General features: G+C 44.5%; 19 protein-coding genes. 7 read left to right on the top strand and 12 right to left on the bottom strand.

Annotated features, from left to right (window positions below; all coding sequences use genetic code 11):
* Positions 1-11: 11 nt before the first annotated feature.
* From VCHENC03_RS19945 to VCHENC03_RS19925, 5 genes are all read right to left on the bottom strand, one after another.
* Complete coding sequence (locus VCHENC03_RS19945; RefSeq protein ID WP_009704973.1) at positions 12-1,412, bottom strand: aminotransferase class V-fold PLP-dependent enzyme; 1,401 nt, start codon at positions 1,410-1,412, stop codon at positions 12-14.
* A gap of 606 nt (positions 1,413-2,018) precedes the next feature.
* On the bottom strand, positions 2,019-3,392 hold the full coding sequence (locus VCHENC03_RS19940; RefSeq protein ID WP_009704974.1) for a sensor histidine kinase: 1,374 nt from the start codon (positions 3,390-3,392) through the stop codon (positions 2,019-2,021).
* 116 nt (positions 3,393-3,508) lie between these two features.
* A complete protein-coding gene (locus VCHENC03_RS19935; protein ID WP_009704975.1) occupies positions 3,509-4,240 on the bottom strand; it encodes a response regulator transcription factor in 732 nt (243 codons plus the stop codon).
* A 146-nt stretch (positions 4,241-4,386) separates the two neighbouring features.
* Complete coding sequence (locus tag VCHENC03_RS19930; protein ID WP_009704976.1) at positions 4,387-5,082, bottom strand: spondin domain-containing protein; 696 nt, start codon at positions 5,080-5,082, stop codon at positions 4,387-4,389.
* A gap of 9 nt (positions 5,083-5,091) precedes the next feature.
* Complete coding sequence (locus tag VCHENC03_RS19925) at positions 5,092-5,775, bottom strand: spondin domain-containing protein (RefSeq protein ID WP_005384002.1); 684 nt, start codon at positions 5,773-5,775, stop codon at positions 5,092-5,094.
* Between the two features lie 288 nt (positions 5,776-6,063).
* Here VCHENC03_RS19925 and VCHENC03_RS19920 point away from each other — a divergent pair, with 288 nt between their 5' ends.
* The 3 genes from VCHENC03_RS19920 (at position 6,064) to gloA2 (ending at position 7,939) form a co-directional block, all read left to right on the top strand.
* On the top strand, positions 6,064-6,537 hold the full coding sequence (locus VCHENC03_RS19920; protein WP_009704978.1) for a hypothetical protein: 474 nt from the start codon (positions 6,064-6,066) through the stop codon (positions 6,535-6,537).
* 77 nt (positions 6,538-6,614) lie between these two features.
* Entirely contained in the window at positions 6,615-7,544 is a 930-nt protein-coding gene (locus VCHENC03_RS19915; protein WP_009704979.1) for a LysR family transcriptional regulator, read from the top strand.
* A gap of 11 nt (positions 7,545-7,555) precedes the next feature.
* Entirely contained in the window at positions 7,556-7,939 is a 384-nt protein-coding gene (gene gloA2 / locus VCHENC03_RS19910) for an SMU1112c/YaeR family gloxylase I-like metalloprotein (RefSeq protein WP_009704980.1), read from the top strand.
* A gap of 51 nt (positions 7,940-7,990) precedes the next feature.
* Here the strand turns inward: gloA2 and VCHENC03_RS19905 are convergent, their stop codons facing one another.
* The 5 genes from VCHENC03_RS19905 to VCHENC03_RS19885 form a co-directional block, all read right to left on the bottom strand.
* Positions 7,991-9,430 carry a PepSY-associated TM helix domain-containing protein gene (locus VCHENC03_RS19905; protein ID WP_009704981.1) on the bottom strand — a complete coding sequence of 480 codons (1,440 nt, stop codon included), beginning with the start codon at positions 9,428-9,430 and terminating at the stop codon, positions 7,991-7,993.
* 414 nt (positions 9,431-9,844) lie between these two features.
* Entirely contained in the window at positions 9,845-10,204 is a 360-nt protein-coding gene (locus tag VCHENC03_RS19900) for a hypothetical protein (protein WP_080773099.1), read from the bottom strand.
* A gap of 173 nt (positions 10,205-10,377) precedes the next feature.
* On the bottom strand, positions 10,378-10,767 hold the full coding sequence (locus tag VCHENC03_RS19895) for a cytochrome b562 (RefSeq protein ID WP_005436021.1): 390 nt from the start codon (positions 10,765-10,767) through the stop codon (positions 10,378-10,380).
* A 100-nt stretch (positions 10,768-10,867) separates the two neighbouring features.
* Positions 10,868-11,620, bottom strand: coding sequence for a phosphatase (locus tag VCHENC03_RS19890; RefSeq protein WP_009704984.1), 753 nt, complete (start codon positions 11,618-11,620; stop codon positions 10,868-10,870).
* Between the two features lie 86 nt (positions 11,621-11,706).
* Entirely contained in the window at positions 11,707-12,147 is a 441-nt protein-coding gene (locus tag VCHENC03_RS19885) for an SRPBCC family protein (RefSeq protein ID WP_005436019.1), read from the bottom strand.
* A 252-nt stretch (positions 12,148-12,399) separates the two neighbouring features.
* Between VCHENC03_RS19885 and VCHENC03_RS19880 the strand changes: the two genes are divergently transcribed.
* Both VCHENC03_RS19880 and VCHENC03_RS19875 read left to right on the top strand, forming a co-directional pair.
* Positions 12,400-12,588, top strand: a complete 189-nt coding sequence (locus tag VCHENC03_RS19880; RefSeq protein WP_009704986.1) for a hypothetical protein — start codon at positions 12,400-12,402, stop codon at positions 12,586-12,588.
* A 3-nt stretch (positions 12,589-12,591) separates the two neighbouring features.
* Complete coding sequence (locus VCHENC03_RS19875) at positions 12,592-13,299, top strand: EAL domain-containing protein (RefSeq protein ID WP_009704987.1); 708 nt, start codon at positions 12,592-12,594, stop codon at positions 13,297-13,299.
* Positions 13,300-13,307: 8 nt separating this feature from the next.
* Here VCHENC03_RS19875 and VCHENC03_RS19870 read toward each other — a convergent pair whose 3' ends face one another.
* Together VCHENC03_RS19870 and VCHENC03_RS19865 are read right to left on the bottom strand one after the other, a co-directional pair.
* The gene (locus VCHENC03_RS19870) at positions 13,308-14,255 is read right to left on the bottom strand and encodes a hypothetical protein (protein ID WP_009704988.1); all 948 of its coding nucleotides are present in this window, start codon (positions 14,253-14,255) and stop codon (positions 13,308-13,310) included.
* Positions 14,256-14,503: 248 nt separating this feature from the next.
* The gene (locus VCHENC03_RS19865; protein ID WP_009704989.1) at positions 14,504-15,457 is read right to left on the bottom strand and encodes a DMT family transporter; all 954 of its coding nucleotides are present in this window, start codon (positions 15,455-15,457) and stop codon (positions 14,504-14,506) included.
* 143 nt (positions 15,458-15,600) lie between these two features.
* Between VCHENC03_RS19865 and VCHENC03_RS19860 the strand changes: the two genes are divergently transcribed.
* Complete coding sequence (locus tag VCHENC03_RS19860) at positions 15,601-16,515, top strand: LysR substrate-binding domain-containing protein (protein ID WP_009704990.1); 915 nt, start codon at positions 15,601-15,603, stop codon at positions 16,513-16,515.
* Positions 16,516-16,616: 101 nt separating this feature from the next.
* Entirely contained in the window at positions 16,617-17,657 is a 1,041-nt protein-coding gene (locus VCHENC03_RS19855; RefSeq protein WP_198158276.1) for a S1 family peptidase, read from the top strand.
* Positions 17,658-17,709: the final 52 nt, after the last annotated feature.

Genomic DNA, 17,709 nt, shown 5'->3' on the forward strand with positions numbered 1-17,709 from the left:
GTTCAACAACGTTAGAACGAGTAGTAAAGATCCGTGATGGCTTCTACAAGCCCTTCTACGTCTTTCTCATCGTGGAATAGATGCGTTGAGATGCGCAGTGCTTGTGTTTCGTAAGCATCATCTTTGTACAGCTTGAAGCTTGTCGTACGGATGATGTAGCCATAGTCTTCACGCAGACGGTCTCGGAACAAGGTGAGTCGTTCTTCATCCGTCACATCGCTAAATGGGTTGAACGTCGTTAGGCCGCTGGTTAAGCCTTCCACATTTGGCGAGTACATTTGAGCATGTGGTAACGCTTCATTAAGCAGCGTTTTGCATAGGTCACTTAGTTCAAGAACGCGCTCTTGAATGCGGTCACGACCAATCTCATCCCACATCTTACAGCTATCAGCAAGTGCTTGTTTTGCTGGGTAGTTGTCATTACCAATGTATTGCATTTGCAATTGCTTGCCTAGGTAATCAGCGTGAGAAAGAGAAGAGTTGATCAACCACAATGGATTCTCGCGATCGCTCCAGTACTCATTCAAACGGTTGCCGTTATCACGTACATACAAGATACCTGTCGCGCCTGGACCACACTGCCACTTATGGCCAGATCCTGCATAGAAATCACAATCCATATCGTGGAAGTCTAAATCGAACATACCAACAGTGTGCGCACCATCAACTAAGGTTGGGATACCGTGTTGCTTTGCGAGAGAACAGATTTCTTTGGCTGGAAGAGTAGTACCTGTTTTGTAGGTAATATGCGAGAAGACGATAAGACGAACGTTGTGGTGGGCTTCAATCGCTTCGCGGAACGCTTGAATGTAATCTTGTTCAGAAACGTCTTCAGTACCAGTGAAAACAGGAAGTTGAATTTCGACCACATCCACACCGAATCGGTGTTTTGCTACATTCATTGGCGAAGTGGCAGCAACGTGTTCGTGGTGAGTCGTTAGGATGACATCGCCCGGTTCGAAATGAAGGCCATTGATAATAGAACATAGGCCATCAGTAGTGTTGCGGCTTAGAATGATTTCATCTGGGTTAGCACCAAAGCCCGGCGCTACTTGCGTCACCATTTCAGAAACATGAGGCCAAGCACCAAACTTGTCTTTCATATCCCACGGGTACTTAGCAACGATTTTGTTGCTGTCTTCGTATCCTTCAAGAACATGTTTTGGCATTGAACCTGTCGTACCGATGTTCATGTAAGTCGTTCGTTTATCCAACACGAACTGCTTTTGAACTTTACGCCAAAAGCGTTTATCGTTCTTTTTACCTAGACGGCTCCAGTCGATATTCGGTTCCTTTGCTTGAACAGCACCAGAAAACGCTGAAGCACTGACGCCAGCCACAACTGCACCAGTTGCACCTTTTAAAAAATTGCGGCGGCTGCGATTAGTCTGAATAGATTCCTTGTCGCTCATCTTTTCGATCCTTGTCGGAAGTTTAGCCATATTATTAATTATGAATCCGTAACTATCTGTTACTAAACCATTATTACCTAATAGGTCTATAGTTTAGATTTTTCCGCTGCAATTAAGTGACTTTAGTTCCACTTTTTCATTCCATCTGATGATATAAGCAACAATTCCCACACCCACAAATAGACAACCAAACACATATTAAAATATTCACTAAAACACTTATTGCTAATATAAATCACAAATCAATTTATAATCTCTACGAAAAGATAAAAACTATGTTTGTAATATTTTCATCACAAATTAGACAACAAGGTTAATATTGCAATCTAGCACGTTAAATATGTAACAGAATACGTTTTATTCGCACATGTTATTTGTTCAACGATTAAATAACGGATTGGATGAATTATTCGAGATGAAATTAATGTTTAATGAGTATGACTAGCCGATTCTGTTTTCAGCAATTACATTGAGTGTGTAGCTTAAGAGAAATACCGGTTGTATGAGACAAACAAAAAGCGCCCGATAGATAGGCGCTTGCTTTATGTGTGATAAGAGCTGGAACTAGGGGAGCAGAGTAAGAACCTAAAGGCGGTGAAAAAGCGCTCACACCGCTCTTAGAGTGAACTTCTGCTGATACTGAGAGGATGTTGCATTGGTCTCAAGGTAGCTGTGGTGAAGCATTAAGATCGATTGGACAATCTTCGTCCCGATCCCCAAAGAACCGCCCTCCGCTTCTTCCTCGATGTGATTGACGAAGGTAAAGTGGATGCGCGACTTATCTTCACTCAAATACGCTTGGCAATGCACTTCCGAGCCGATTGGGCTGTGGCGCAATGCATTTTCAAGCAGGTTCAATACCAACCGCTCCAAAAGCCCCTTGTCACCCACGGTTTGGATCTCGCTATCGATATCCACTTTCAACACCACTTCTTTACGAGAAAACTGACTCTGCATCGTTTCAGCACATTCTGCCATCAACGCGCCAAGATCTACGGGGCGGTACTCGTAGTTTGGCATTGGTGCTTCTTTGCGCGCGGCGTCTAACAAAGAATGCAATTGAGTTGAAAGCTTCTCACAATTTCGGAAAGCGACGTCAATCAAAGGATCAGATTCCGGATGTTGCAAACGCCACGTTTCCAAATAGCCCAACACGCTCGATAACGGCGTTTTTAAATCATGACTAAGCTGCAACAAGCTTTGACGACGATGAGACGATTGATACTCCAACTGTAAAAACTGCTGCTGAATGTGCTTTGCCATCATCTGATAAGAGTGCGCAATCGGCACGAGCTCCGGCACTTGGTGAGTAAAATCAGGTTGCAGGCGGAAATCATGTTCAGCTTGCTGTTGAAGTTGCTTGGTCACACGCTCAATCGGGTTCAATAGACTACGTTTGACCAGCACATAAGCCCCGAGAGCAAAGCCTAAAATGGACACTAAAACCAATCCTGCCAGCGCGATGTAAGGGGTATCGACTTGAGCATTGGCAATGGCGTCATGTCGGGTACTGCCAATCACCACGTAGAGATAACCGACCGTTGAGCCTAATTCCTCTATCGCCGCGACAGAAAAGACTTTGTGTTCACCACGATTACGTGGATCTTCACCCAAAATAGGAAAAGGCTGGTCATTTAAGAATTGCTTAATGGGATTGAGATCCACCTTCCCCATGATCTCCGCCCCTTCCGGTGCAGCATGGGTGGTGATGTTACCTTGGCTATCGAGGAAGTAGATTTCAAAATCAGGGCCGATCAGCATAAGCGTGTGAAAAATCGACTTGAGCGCTTTGGGGTTGTAATCCGTGCCGATCATCAGCGGATTATCATCACGCATATGGCTAGCTAGCTCTTTATGCAGGCTTTGCTTAGTGCGTAACTCGATGGTTTCTTTTTGCCAATTGTAAGTCAGTGCAATCACCACCGCCGCGAGGCAGAACCACAAGCTAGTAAATACTACCAAGCGAGATTTGAAGCTCATCCTATCGCCTCCTTAAACAGCGGTGTTTCTGAAACACCCGTGATGATTGAAAAATGACGGTAAAAACAACTGCCGACTTACTGTCTTGGCTTGATGTTTTGACTTACTTTCTTGCATTAGTGTCTTGGTTGAAACTTATATCCAACACCCCACACGGTTTGAATGAAGTGATGATCAGAATCAGACAAAGACAACTTGCTGCGTAAACGGTTTATGGTGCTACACACCGTGTGGTGATAACCAGAATGACTGGTGTTCCAAACGTGATCGAGCAATTCATCTTTACTGTAGACTCTGCCCGGACGAGTCGCGAGAAACTGCAGCAAAGTAAACTCTGTCGCGGTGAGCGTGACATCCTTGTCGTTTAGGGATACTTGGTGCAACTCCGGAATGATTCTCAGCGGACCAAAATCCATCGCATCTTCGAGGACTTCATCTACTACTTTGGCTTCTGCGGTTTGGCTGACTCTGCGTAACACGTTTCGCACTCGTGCTTGGAATTCTAATACGCTAAATGGCTTAGTGATGTAGTCATCAACACCCGCTTCTAAACCGTCAACCTTGTCCATTTCACCGTCTCTGGCGGTCAGCATGAGCACAGGGCTCCAATCTTGTTGCTGACGCAAATAATGGCAGATATCTAGACCATCACCATCTGGTAAACCTCGGTCAAGGATCAATAAATCAAAGGGTTGTTGCTGGTATTGCGCTTTAGCATCGGCGACATTTGTTGCTCGCGACACTTGGTGTCCTTGAAACTTGAGATGCATCTGAACCAGTTCCGCCAAATCATCGTCATCTTCCACCAACAAGATGTTCGCGACTAAATTGATTGCCTGTTGTTCCATGGTCCTTTCCTTGCCTTCGAGTATCCTCACTTTGCACATGACCGGAACAAATTAGAAATTCTTTCAAAAAAGGTTCCGATGACGCCATGAGGGATAAAGCGCGCGGCTACAAGCGCTTTGGAAAGGAGACGTCATCGGAGCCTGTGTTACTCGACTCGAGTGATGGTGACTTTCGCACCTGGGTTCAAGAAACGATGGTTCGCAGAAAGTGCTGAGTTTGCTAATCCATCATCTTGGCTAACTACCCCCGCATGGAATGCAACAACGTCATTGCTGTCATTACGGGCGGCATTGAAGCCCTCACCGCCGCCTGCTGGGCCCGGAATGGTTGCAGCAAGTTCATCGTTCAGCTCTGTGCCGGAATCCCAAACGTTCATGCTCATTTCGTAGCTTTCACCTACTGCGAGCGATTTGAGCGATAGCCCCGTTTCACCAACAAATGCATCGTTGGTATTCACGAACATAGACGCCACAGACAAGTAACCGTAACGACTAGGGTCAACCGTGATGGTGACTTCGTCCGATGCGCCAGGCAACACCAATCCATTGCCCGAAATACCTTGGTAAACACTGTCATTGCTGTTCATCAACTCAATCAGCTCAGCGTTACTCCCGCCTTCGGCAAGGTGCTCAAGTTCAACAGATGCCGCTTGTCCAATTTCAAACAGTTGGTAGTCACCATTGTGAGTGAGTACCGCGAGCGGAGACATAGGTTGATTCGCAGTCAAGTTCGCCACGTTGATGGTGTAGCGGTACGATTTCACTACGTCATTATCATCATCGCTTGGACAACCGGCGAGCAAGCCGACTGAAGCTGCTACTAGTAAGATTCTGTATTTCATACATCCCCCTTACTTCACAACGATTGTGATGGTTGCAACTGGGTTTAACCAACGATGGCTGCTGCTGTCGAGGTCACTGATGCCGCCGGTTGGATCGCTATCACCAAGATTGCCCGGATGCACGTGAACTTTGTCGTTAGTTACCGTTGCTTCAACGCCTGTGCCGCCAGTACCAAAGGTAATGAAAGGTGGGTTTGGCATGCTAGACGCAAGTTCATCGTTCGCTTCTGTACCGGCATCGTAACTTCTTAGCGTTGCTCGGTATGTACCCGCTTCCGTTGGAATCTTCCAACTATCCAGACCGACGAAACCGTCATTGGTTGGCAGCAACATCGCGCTCAGAGAAAGATAACCGTGGTCGCCACTATCCAAGGTGAAGGTGGTTGCAACACCTGGATTCAAAATGCCACCAGCAGGGTTCTCAACCACCGCACCACCAGCGTTACCAATCACACTAGCAAGCCCAGAGATATCACCACCTTCTGCCATTGCTTCTAGTTCTGGCGTTGCTGCTTGACCCGTTCTGAACATTTGAAGATCAGAGCCATGTGCAGCAACAATAAGTGGCGTAAAGTAGATGCCTTTGGTTGCGTTTGTCACGGTGATTTCCAATTCCGCCGCATTCACTGATGCAGAGCCTAGTGCCATAGCGACTGAAGTCATGACGAGTCCGAGTTGGGTACGTTTTTTCATTGTGATTCCATCCTTTAATGAGGGTTGAACTACCCAAGCCCATGTGTACGGCTTTACTTCTTTGTTCGTGACTTGAGTAGGTTAAGCATTACGTTTCGAACGTTTTGCGTTCTTGCCTCTAAGAATGACGAGCAAATCTATCAGCAACTTCATCGAATTCTCATAAAATTCTCACAAGTTCTGTTCGAATTCTGTCAGCAGCACTTTTTTACTCTTAATCAGGTATTTACACTTCGCGCTTTCCCCTCCTACAATGCGGTATTCCCTGTTTAAATCACGATTCTCACCATGATTCATAACGCTCTGTCTGCCTACTATGGCGAAATCTACGGCATCGCTTTTTTCAACCACTACTTGAGCCATTCCGCCCAAAGTGAACAACAAGCGCTGTGGCAAACCTTGATTGAAGTGGAAGAACTCACCGCAGAAAAGCTCAAACCTGTACTGCTGACAAATGGCATGGATATCGAAAGTCGATACCAAGAGATGCTGGATAAAGGCTTGGCAGATGCAACCAAGTGGATTGGTTTACCATGGCAAGAGTTGGTGGCGACTCTTCTGAAGTGGGTAGAACCTTATGAGGTCAAATATCGAGAGTGGCATGAAGAAGTGAAAGCTTCACAGCAGCATTCAATCGCTGAGCGAGAAGCTATCGAGTTGATTGCAGACCACGAAACGGCCATTTATCACTGTTGGCAGCAATACCATACTGGTGAATCTGGCTTGCCTGCACTCAATGCATTTTTGGCAAAATATCGTTAAAGCGAGACGGTGACACTTGAACCTCGTGAAACCGTACCAGACAATATCGTTATTCCGCTGCGCAGAACTGAACAATTATGGTTAATCCAAAACTCATTGCCCTACTTCCTGATCTTGCTTCGTTTATCTTGGTGGTAAACGAAGGCAGTTTTACCGCTGCTGCTAAACAACTCGGCGTAACGCCATCGGCTTTAAGTAAGTTGATCACACGGTTGGAACAAGCCCTCTCGGTCAAACTGTTTGAGCGCACGACTCGTAAGTTGATCATCACTCAAGCTGGGCAAAAGGTTTACGACCAAAGCATCGCAATGGTGAATGCCGCACAGCAAGCCGTTGAGCTATCTGCGGAAGATCATGCCGAGCCAACAGGCGCACTCACAGTAGCAGCCCCTGAAGCATTTCTTAATTCGGTGCTTCAACCGTTTGTGTTGCCATTCCTAGAACGTTATCCAAATATACAGCTTAAGCTGCGTGCAGCAGATGGTGAGATCGATCTGTTCCGCCAAGGTATTGATGTCGCGTTTAAGCTCACCGACAAACCCGATGAGAATCTGGTACTCAAAGAGATCAGCAAGACCAATCTCGTTTTATGTGCCTCTCCAGATTACCTCACCAAACACGGTATGCCTGAGCATCCCACTGAGCTTGAGCAGCACGACTGCATTTACCTTGCCGAGAACGACAAAGACAACATCTGGTCGTTCTTTAAAGAGGAAGCCTTTCATTCGATTGCCGTGAGTGGGCGCTACGCCGTCAACCATTCTCAAATGCGCTTGAACGGGGTTAAGTCTGGCTTGGGAATTGGGATCTTCCATGATTTCGTGATCAAAGACGCGTTAGAGCAAGGGGAAGTGGTGGAAGTATTGCCGGATTGGATGATCAAGAGTAACTACCACGGCGCTATCGCGATGCAGTATGCGCAAACCAAATACATGCCTGCTCGCCTGCGCGTATTTATCGACTTCGTTAAGGAGCATTTAGTCTCCGAGGATACAAGCCATGTTTGAAGAGGCTAACCATGTTTAATGCTATTCATCACGTCGCGATCATTTGCAGCGACTACCCAAGGTCAAAACGCTTTTACACTGAAGTGTTGGGATTGAAAGTCATTGCTGAAAACTATCGTGAAGCCAGAGACTCCTACAAGCTTGACCTCGCTTTACCCGACGGCAGCCAAGTTGAACTGTTTAGCTTTCCGGGCGCACCAGAGAGACCGAGCTTTCCCGAAGCACAAGGGCTACGACATCTCGCGTTTTTGGTTGATGATGTTGAACAGGTGAAAGCCTACCTAGAATCGAATGACGTTGAAGTTGAGCCAATTCGTATTGACGAATTCACAGGCAAAGCCTTTACCTTCTTCCAAGATCCAGATGGCTTACCGCTGGAGATTTACCAGAAATAAAAAGAGCCAGCACTTCGCTGGCTCTTTTACTATTTCATTCTTTGTCTGTTACTAATTCAACGCCGTTTTCAGCTTCTCGACGCGGTTAAACAACAACCAATCCAGAGTGAGAACCGTAACAATCGCCAAACCGCCCATCGGGAACGCCAGACACAATACTACCAACGTTACTAAGCCAAGCTTCCAAATGCCGTCTTGCTGAAACTTAGGTGGCGCACCCAATGCAGCACTGCGACTTGGTCTACGAATCCACCACATCACCACAGCTGTGATTGAGATTAAGATGAACGCCAAACAGAACACCACGTTGAGTACTTTGTTAAGCACACTGACATCACCTTGGTGTAGTGACACACCTGCCGCCATGAGCTTGGCAAATAGGCTGTAATCTTGCCACGTTACATCCACCAACAAGCGACCGGAATATTGGTCAAAGTGGCTGGTGCGATCTTGTCTTGGGTCGGAAATATCGCCGCCCATAGAGTTAGCTGCAACGGTGTAAACGCCCGTCTCAGAGCGTGGCAAAAACAGCTTATAGCCAGTGAAGCCCATCATTTCAGCCTTGAGGATGATATCATCAATGGAGAGCGCATCATGGTTGCCTGCGTATGCCATCTCTTCCTTCATATTGGCATGATCATGAGCGGGTTTGTCTTTCGACTCTGGCACAGCAGCAAGCTCTAAGTTCCATGGCATCTCTTCTGAAGCACCATGGTTAAGATCTTTGTGTGCCAGTGTCGACTCTGGTTTCTCACCCCATGTGTAATAGGTTGGGAAGGTATTCCAAGCTTGCACCATTTTCGCGCCCCATATCCCAGCCCAAGACAGACCTGAAATCAAAAAGAACAACAGAACAATTGATAGCACACCACCTAAATTCGCATGCAGATCTCGCATCAAAATACGAGTTCCACTGCCAAAACGAATTTTCAAAAAGCCAGCACGGCTGGCGTTGTCTCTCGGTAGCCAAAGGTACAAACCAGACACCAACAGCAAAATCCCCAGACTTGCGGCGATTTCAATTAAACGGTCGCCTAGGTCGCCGATGAGCAATGTGCCGTGAATGCTGTTCATCAGTTCATAAATGCTATCACCACGATTAATGGTGCCTTGTACGTCTCCTGTGTAAGGATTTACTGCAACAATCAGCGAGCTGCCTTCTTGGTTTTGAATCGAGAATCGGTTGGCAATATCGGCCGTTTTAGCAGGTACAAATTGAGTGACATTAAAATCGGGATACGCCTGCTTTACGGTTTCTAATTGTGCAGAGACAGGAACCATTTGCTCTTGTGGTGAAACTTGCAATGTCGCTTCGTATCGAGCCAGTTCGATTTCATCATCAAACAACATCACCAACCCAGTGAGGGAAAGCATGAGCATAAATGGAATGACGAACAAACCTGCGTAGAAGTGCCATCGCCACGTCATAAAGTAGATGGATTTTGCGCGTGAGGCTTCCTTGAGTTGAGGCTTTGCCGAGTTTCTCAACATGTGTATTTTCCTTTTTTCATTGTTGAACACCCAAATTCAGCCAAACGCAACTGCACATACACATTCGTATGCAGCGCTAATTGACTTAGATTTGGGAGTACCACTGCTCGAAGTGGCAGTGTTGCTGACTATATACCCAAGTGACTTCAAGATGCTGGATTCAGAGCGTTGTCATTGATTCGAGTGCAAAGAAAACAACGCTGTGTAATAGACAACTCTTTCCAAGTTGTTTGAAGCAGCAATCGGAGCAATGACACGCTCCCGAAGGGCGAGTTGCCTTGGCTTGTATACTTTGTTGTCGATATCTTGATTTAGACCCACTAGACCTTTAAATCGCCGCCGCGTCTACAAACCAAGTCATTCTCGCTGAACCAAGCATCTCGAGGTTACTTGGGTATCGTGTAATGGTTTTCGTTATGAGAAAAGGGAAACTGGCGGCGCTCGAGGAACTGGCGTTTCAAATCGCACACTTAGAGCCAAATAAGCGTAGCTGTCAGAAATCACCAAGCTCAGTCTTGAGAGTATTGGTGTCGTTGGAAGTGTATCGTGATGAAAAGTCGAGAAGTGGCTAAACGGACAAGGCTTACCTTTGTGGCTGACAGAATTGTCGCCCTCTTCTATTTGAACCAATTCAAAACCGTTAAGCGTACATAGCGTTGCCCACACGCCCATGCTGTTACCATGAGCATTGATAACAGGCATCAGCGTCACTAGCGCCCAACTGAGAGCACTAGCAAATAACATTGAGCGGTAAAAAGGAATTAATCTACGCATAACGGTGACTTAACAAATTTCACACAGCGTAACCAATTCTGAGTGGTAGCTCAAAAACAGGATCAATAAGTGGCTGCTACCTCACAGGTTTTCTTGAATACCTCGATTGACAGGCACAAAAAAGCCCGCCGAAGTAGCAGGCTGATGGTCATTTCTTCAAGTTGGATAAACGGTTAGCTAAACAGTTTGCTCCAGATACTTGGGTTGCGTTTGTCGTGGTACTCTTCACGAAGGCTATCGATTTCACGCAGTTGGTCTTTCGCTTCTTCTAGCTTGCCTGCATCAAGATCCGCTTCAATCTTATCTAGCGTTACCGTCAGCTTGTTAAAGCCTTCTAGGTAGATATCGAACTTCTCTGGTGGGTAATTACCACGCTTAGATTGTTCAACGATCGCTTGCAAGCTATCAATCGCAGATTTCATGGTTTCAACATCAGACGCTTCTGCCGCCTGTTTGAATTCCATCTTCATCTGCTTCATGTTTTGTTTTAAGTCGACGGCTTCTGCCATTGCGTACGTTGAGCCTAACGCAATTACACACCCCAACACTAAAGGACGTAACATCTTCACTTCTCCATTGAATGCCGAATTCTGAGTCGGCTTTTTAATGCGAGCAGTGTAAAGCAATCCCTTAACACTTGCATAACCAAAAATGTAATCAAGTTTATGCGTTGCGAATCTCGTCATACTCTGCAATTGGCATACGGCCACGCAGCTCTAAGAAGGCTAAGAATTGTTGTGCTGAGTGAGTAATTACCTTGCTGCTATCGATGCCGACTCTATCCATTAACTCACCCACCAAGCTTAGGTTACCCACATCGTGGCAGAAGTGCGCATCACTGCCCGTGGTGAAGAAGACACCGAGCTCTTTACCGATTTGCGCAATTTCATGGCAACGGTCTACGCTACCGACACGGCTGTTGCCTTTCAATGTGGTGTTATTGATTTCAATCGCGACATTGTGCTCTTTAGCGCACTTCAGTACAGCTTCAAAATCGAAGTCAAAGTTGGGGTTCCCCAAATGGCCTAGCGCATCAACACGACCATTTTTGATGATGTTCAGCAGCGCTTCAGTGTGCGTAGCACTATCCGCTGGGCGGAACACTGGCTCATGAAAGCTAGCAATCACCCAATCCAAGTTGCGAACAACGCTATCTGGAATATCGATCTCACCCTTGGTGTTCATGATGTTAGATTCAACACCGCGAATAATCGCAACGCCTTCAAGAAAGCGAGGTAGAATTTTCTGGTTAGAGAAGAACCAGTAATGAGGCGCACCCGGCATTGATTCAGCGTGGTCGGTCGTGCAGAACATATCTAGCCCGTTCTCTTTTGCCGATTTCGCGTTTTCAATCAACGTACTATAAGCGTGGCCGCTGGCGTACGTATGCGTGTGGGTATCAACCTTAAATTCCATCATCAACTCTCTTGGTGCGCAAATTGGCGGCTATTGTATACCCACAAGCAACCTGTCGTCAGCCCAAATTGACCCGCAATCTAACCTTACTCTTCGCTGATGAGCTTGATCAACGGCAGTGCCTTTTCCCAACCATGATTGAACATCGACACAAAATCACTGTGAGTATGAATGGTGATACTCAGCAATAAGCGATCTTCTATCGTCTCGATCTGATAGATCTCACGAGATCCGATCCACTTAGATGCCAAATCCCCATCCAATTGCTGCCGATTATCCGGGTTAAAAATGGCAACATGATGAAACTCGAGTTTTTGTAGCGGCAGCACCGTATCGATGATCGCCCTTGTCCCGCCCATATCTGGATCAAAGAAAGTAATGTCACTTCCCTCTTCCCATGCACCATCAAATTGAGACTGAGGTGAAAAGGCTTGCGCCCATCGCTTGTATAGTTCGACATCGGTCAACACGCTCCATACGCGTTGAGGCGTCGCGGCAATCTCGACGTGATAGTTTAAAGTCAGCATATTTTCTCTCCCTGCTCCTTTCTTGACGCTAGTTCATTCTGGTTAAAAATCAAACAATTCAATGGCGACCAAAGGAGAATTGCGAAGCCCGACATCAATGGTGCAAATAAAAGAAACAGGTAAGTCATCGAGACTTAGCAGTCTGTTTGATTTTAAAACAACACTGCCAACTCAATAATTAGGCCTTTTAATTAAACTGTTTCCAAAGTGATTGAAATATAAATGTAGAGAAACACTAACAACAGGCAGCACATGAATGGCTTAGAAAACGGCGAATTTCAATACATAAAACAACGTATAACTGAAATGAAACCGGAGCAGTTGCGGGAAATTAAAGGCTTTATCGAGTTTAGAAGGAAAGAACTGGTTGATGAGGAGCCTCTTATCTCTGATGAAGAGATGGAGTTCCTCACTATCATGTTCAAGAAAATGGAAAAATAAAACATGTGTTTTCTAATTGAAGATTACTTAAACAAAAGCAACGGTATAAGTCTTCTCGATATCAATTATAAATTACAAGAAATCGTTGATATTAAAGGTAATAACTTGGGCTTCGAAGTGCTAATTGATCCCAGAACTCTATCTAAACAAGCAGCGGAAGAGGTATACTCTACGGAGATCAAATATCCTCATATGAGTCGTGCGTTAGTTGCAAGGCTAGATCGTTACATCAATCGTTATTCTGACGATTTTAAAGGAAAACATCTGTTCATTAACCTAGAGCGCAGCAATCTTTGCGACAAATACCTACTGTGCGATATCGTCATTCTCAAGAAAAGCTTAGAGGAGCTAAAAGCTAACTTAGTTGTAGAAATTACAGAAAGAAATTCATGTAAAAGCTGTTCTGAGATAAGAAAAGGATTTGAGTTTCTACAAAAACAGAAGGTTATGTTAGCAGCTGACGACTACGACTTAGATTCTGATTTTCGGGAAAAAGAGCTTTTATCTGGCTTCTATCAATTTCTCAAAGTGGAACACTCTACTGAAGCAGATCATTACAGTAAGGTGATTGAACTAAGTAAAAAAACGCGCACAAAATTAATAATTGAGCGCGTCGAAACTAAAGCAGCACGTAAACAAATAATGAAAAATGACGTTACTTTCTGGGGGCTACAAGGTTTTTTATATTCCACTGTTTTTGTAAATTTGTAAGAGAAATACTACTGTCGGAAATCCCTAAGATTGCACAAGTTACAATCAACAAAATCACAAGACTGTAGACATTTGAGCTTTTTCTTTATTTTTGGAATTAATATAGGGTTTGAAATTGCTTTTATAATATTTATTTTTACAAGATAAAGCCCCATTTTTTGAGATCCATTTACAGGAGGGTAATATTTTACTTCTTTTGCATTAAAAACTTTTCTTGCAAATTCAAGTACTGGATATCCTGCAATAAAAATATAAACATAATCTTTACTTTTGAAATGGTTAAGCAAGTAATAGCAAATAGCCTGAACAACGAGTTCAAAAAAATGATTAGAATTCATTGCATGCCCTAACTTAACTAGGCAACTACGCTTAACTTCATCTTCAGGAATAGGAACAAAGGAAGGCAAGTTATCTATTTTTTCAAGATTCAAAATACCAGCCCAATGCCCAATAACTTCGCCCTCTCCATTTTTAAGTAAAATACACTTATATTTAACCTCTGATTTAAGGGAATAAAGTTCTGATAAAAAACCACTTATAGCAGATAGGTTTCCATAGAATTCATCAAATAATTCAATATGGTCATAGTAAGTATGAGATCTTATCTCACTAGTCACTTTTTCAGGTACACTTTTGTACGATAGTGCCGTTAAAGAAAAATCAAAAGCCTTAACCAAGTTAGTTAATATGGTGGTATATCTCGAAGGACTCTTCAATTCGTCGACATTAATATTTAAGATGATCTCTCTCAAATCATAGTCAAGACATTTAGCAATAAGAAATTGTTTGTATAACGGGGGTACCACCTTACCGGTTAACCAGCGACTCAGCGTTATCGAATCTAATCCGCCAAACTCCTCATAATATGCTTGTTGTAAAATAGCGATGAGTTCCTTCCTTGAGATTTCCTTTGCTTCTAACCAATGTGCCAAGTCTCGCTCAAAGTTATATTCCATACATTCTACCACTCTATCTTTATAATTATTTAGTCAAGAAACCAGTAGATATTAATAAAAATAACACTAGTAACTATACTGAAACCATCCGCTCAAACAGCTCAATTTCATACATAGATCTTACACTAGTTTATAAAGTCAATTAGTTAGCAACTGCATCAATAGTCATACGCTCGTGCTAATAATTAAACATATCAATTGATATACAATCTTTATAAGATGAGGGGATTTAACTTGAGCATTAAACTCTATTGATTTTTTCCTATTGTTTTAAAATCATATCGTTCATTACGATGCTTTCTATTATCTAAAAATACAGAGAACCGAACCCAACATGTGTTTAATATCGTAGCTAGCACAATAAGGCTTATTCCGAATATTTGTCTGTGGCTCATTTGGTCATCGAAAAACATCCATTGCCACACCGCGGTAAACAGTAGATTGGTGAAAATAAGCGGTGCAAGTTGAGAGCCACTGCTAGCCAATTGATACGCTTTCGAACGAAAGACCTGTGTATTGATGATCAAAAGAGACATCAAAAAGACAAGCAATGTATTCGGTGTTTCAAACGCGTGGAGTGAAAGCGAGTGCAATAACACATTTGTATCGTTGAAAAGCATCAGTGGCAATATCAGTAAAGCAGCACAACCGAACGTCCAGAAGTTGATTTCTAATGGCGACAGGTCACTTTTACTGGCTTTATAGAGTGTCAGTTGTGAGCCTGAGTTAAACAAACCACCAGCCAAACCCAATAACAGGTCGACTCGCCATGTAAATTCACCATCTGCGCCAGCCAACAGAATCACACCAGTGAATGCCATAACCAGCGCCACTATGGTCGACATTCTAATTTGTCCGCGCATAAAGAGTTTTTCAACGATAGGCATAAACAAAGGCCCTGTCGCAAACAACACCACACCTTCGACTAAAGTGAGCGTTTGCAAAGAAGCGATAAAGCACAACTGACACATACCAATACAAAAGGCACGAAGCAAAATGGGTTTAAAAGTCTTGCCAGTAGGAAGAGTCAGGTTTTTTAAGCGCAGCATGACCAACAAAATCAACGCCGGAGTGAAAAAGCGCAAGAAACTGAATAGGGTCACCGAAAGATCATCACTAAGCTGCTTCGCTAGCAGTCCAGTAACAGATAAGCTTAATGTAGACATCAACATAAAGATGACGGGTTTATTTTCGACTTTCATTGGATACTCCTTAATTCATGGAGTATTTTAGGCAAAGGCGTTCATCAGAAATAGCGAGTTATTTTAAACGCTAATGTAAGAAAAACTTACAGATTTAGAATCAGCTTACCGCTAACTACAAAGGTAATAGGAGTGAAGACACTATGCGCAAATTAGTCCCACTGAAGTCGATCTATGCCTTTGTTGCGGTAGCAGAGACTGGCAGCATGACAGAAGCGGCTCAACAGCTCTCTGTTAGCCACTCAGCGGTTAGCCAAGCCATCAAATCCCTAGAGAGCCAAGTGAACAAGCCTTTGTTTGATCGAGTTGGTCGCCAAGTTCGCCTCAATAACGAAGGAAAAAAATACTATCGCAAGGTCGCACCTGCACTTGAGCAGATTGTCGATGCCACAGAAGCGCTGATTCATGACCAAAATTCCAAGCGCATTACCTTTAACATGGTCAACTCACTGGCCCTGCATTGGTGGATACCTCGAATGTCGAGTTTGCAAGAGTTCGCTCCGCAACTAGATATCCGCTTATCTAATCTCATTGGCCAATTCAGTTTGGAACAAGAAGGCATCGATGCCGCCTTGGTGCACGGCAGTCCTCTTGAATGGCAAGATTACTATTGTGAGAAGCTGAGTGAGGATGAATTGGTCTTGGTGTGCAGCCCTGAACTGCTCGAACACTCTGCGCCTTATGACATTCCAGAACTTCTGAACACTTACCCTATTATCGAAGTTACCAATGATCGCCGAAAACACGACTGGCAAGTTTGGCAAGAAGAAACCGGCATAGAACGTCCAAAAGGGACAAAGCCAGTCACCTTTGATATGTCGATTCAGGCCGTGCAAGCAACAATCCGACGACTAGGCTTGTTGGTCACGCACCGTCTATTTGTAAAAGATGACATCAAATACGGCCAACTCGTAGAATTAGGGCAGCCAATCATCAATCCTTACCAGCAGTTTTACTTCGTCTGTCCGCCGCACAAACTCAAACATGAGGCGTTTCACTTGTTACGCTCTTGGCTGCGACAAGAGTTTGGTCAGAGCAATATACAACCCCTTGAGTAACCTATAGGCTTTATTAAAATTATTCGTTTCTTAAGTGAATAGATTAATGCCGGAATTGGTATAAAGTAAGAAGAGTACTTTCAAAACCCAAGGATGGCTTTATGAGGTTGTATCATGTCTTAATGAGTGGCGTTTTACTCATGGTGCCACTGTCTGGAACTGCAGAAACCGCCAGTAGCGGTAACGATCCTGATTTAAAAACGTTTATTATTGGCGGGCAACAAGCGTCTGCGAATCAACTCCCCTTCTTTGCGCGCCTTATACTGCACCGCACTGGCTCAAGTCAATTTGCCAACATCTGTGGCGGTACGATCGTCAATGACAGGTACATCATGACGGCTGCACACTGTGTAGAATCGGATGTATTCACCGACGGGTGGACAATCAATGATCTTCGCGTTTTAGTCAAAAACCCAACCATGGATGATGTGTTTGTCGAAGAGTTCAAAGACGTACGCTCTATCACGATTCATCCCGATTACAGCGCGAGTGACTTGTGGATCAATGACATCGCGATATTGGAACTGACGCGCCCTATTACAGACAATGTCCAATCCATCACTTTGCCACAGGACTTTGGTGACTACAGTAACCGGTCAGTGTTCCAAATCTTTGGGCTTGGTCAAACCTCGACCAACGATGCGACAGGGCCGAATTACCTGCGCTGGGCAGAAATCCAACCTCTCACAGATTCACAATGCTCTTCACTGGTTTCTGGTTTCAACTCTCAAGAAAGTTTGTGTGCCAACGGCTTCCCAAACCGAGCTTACACGGGGATATGTAGTGGTGATTCAGGCGGCCCGTTAACGTATCAAGATGGTAGCGGTAATTATCAGCAAATCGGTATCGTCAGTTACGGCTCATCAGTTTGCGAATCTCCTGCCATTCCTAGCGTATTTACTGAAGTATTGAATTACACCCCTTGGATTGAGGCGCAGACCAGCGCTGGCACTAAGACCACTTACGATGCCGCATTAGCCACAACCGAAGATTACCACAGTGAAGGGGATTCAGGTTTTGACCCAGAAGACACCACAAGTAATGACTTCGGCGATAACGGCAGTGATGGTGGTTCTATCGGGTTTGGATGGGTAGCTTTAGGAGGACTACTGGCTTGGACAAGACGACGTAAGTCTTTGTAGCACGTAGCTTTATCCTTAGTTACAATTTTTAGAATAAAAACTCTAAGCCACG

This window comes from Vibrio sp. HENC-03, from assembly GCF_000305755.2.
In the GTDB taxonomy this organism is placed as follows: Bacteria; Pseudomonadota; Gammaproteobacteria; order Enterobacterales; family Vibrionaceae; genus Vibrio; species Vibrio owensii.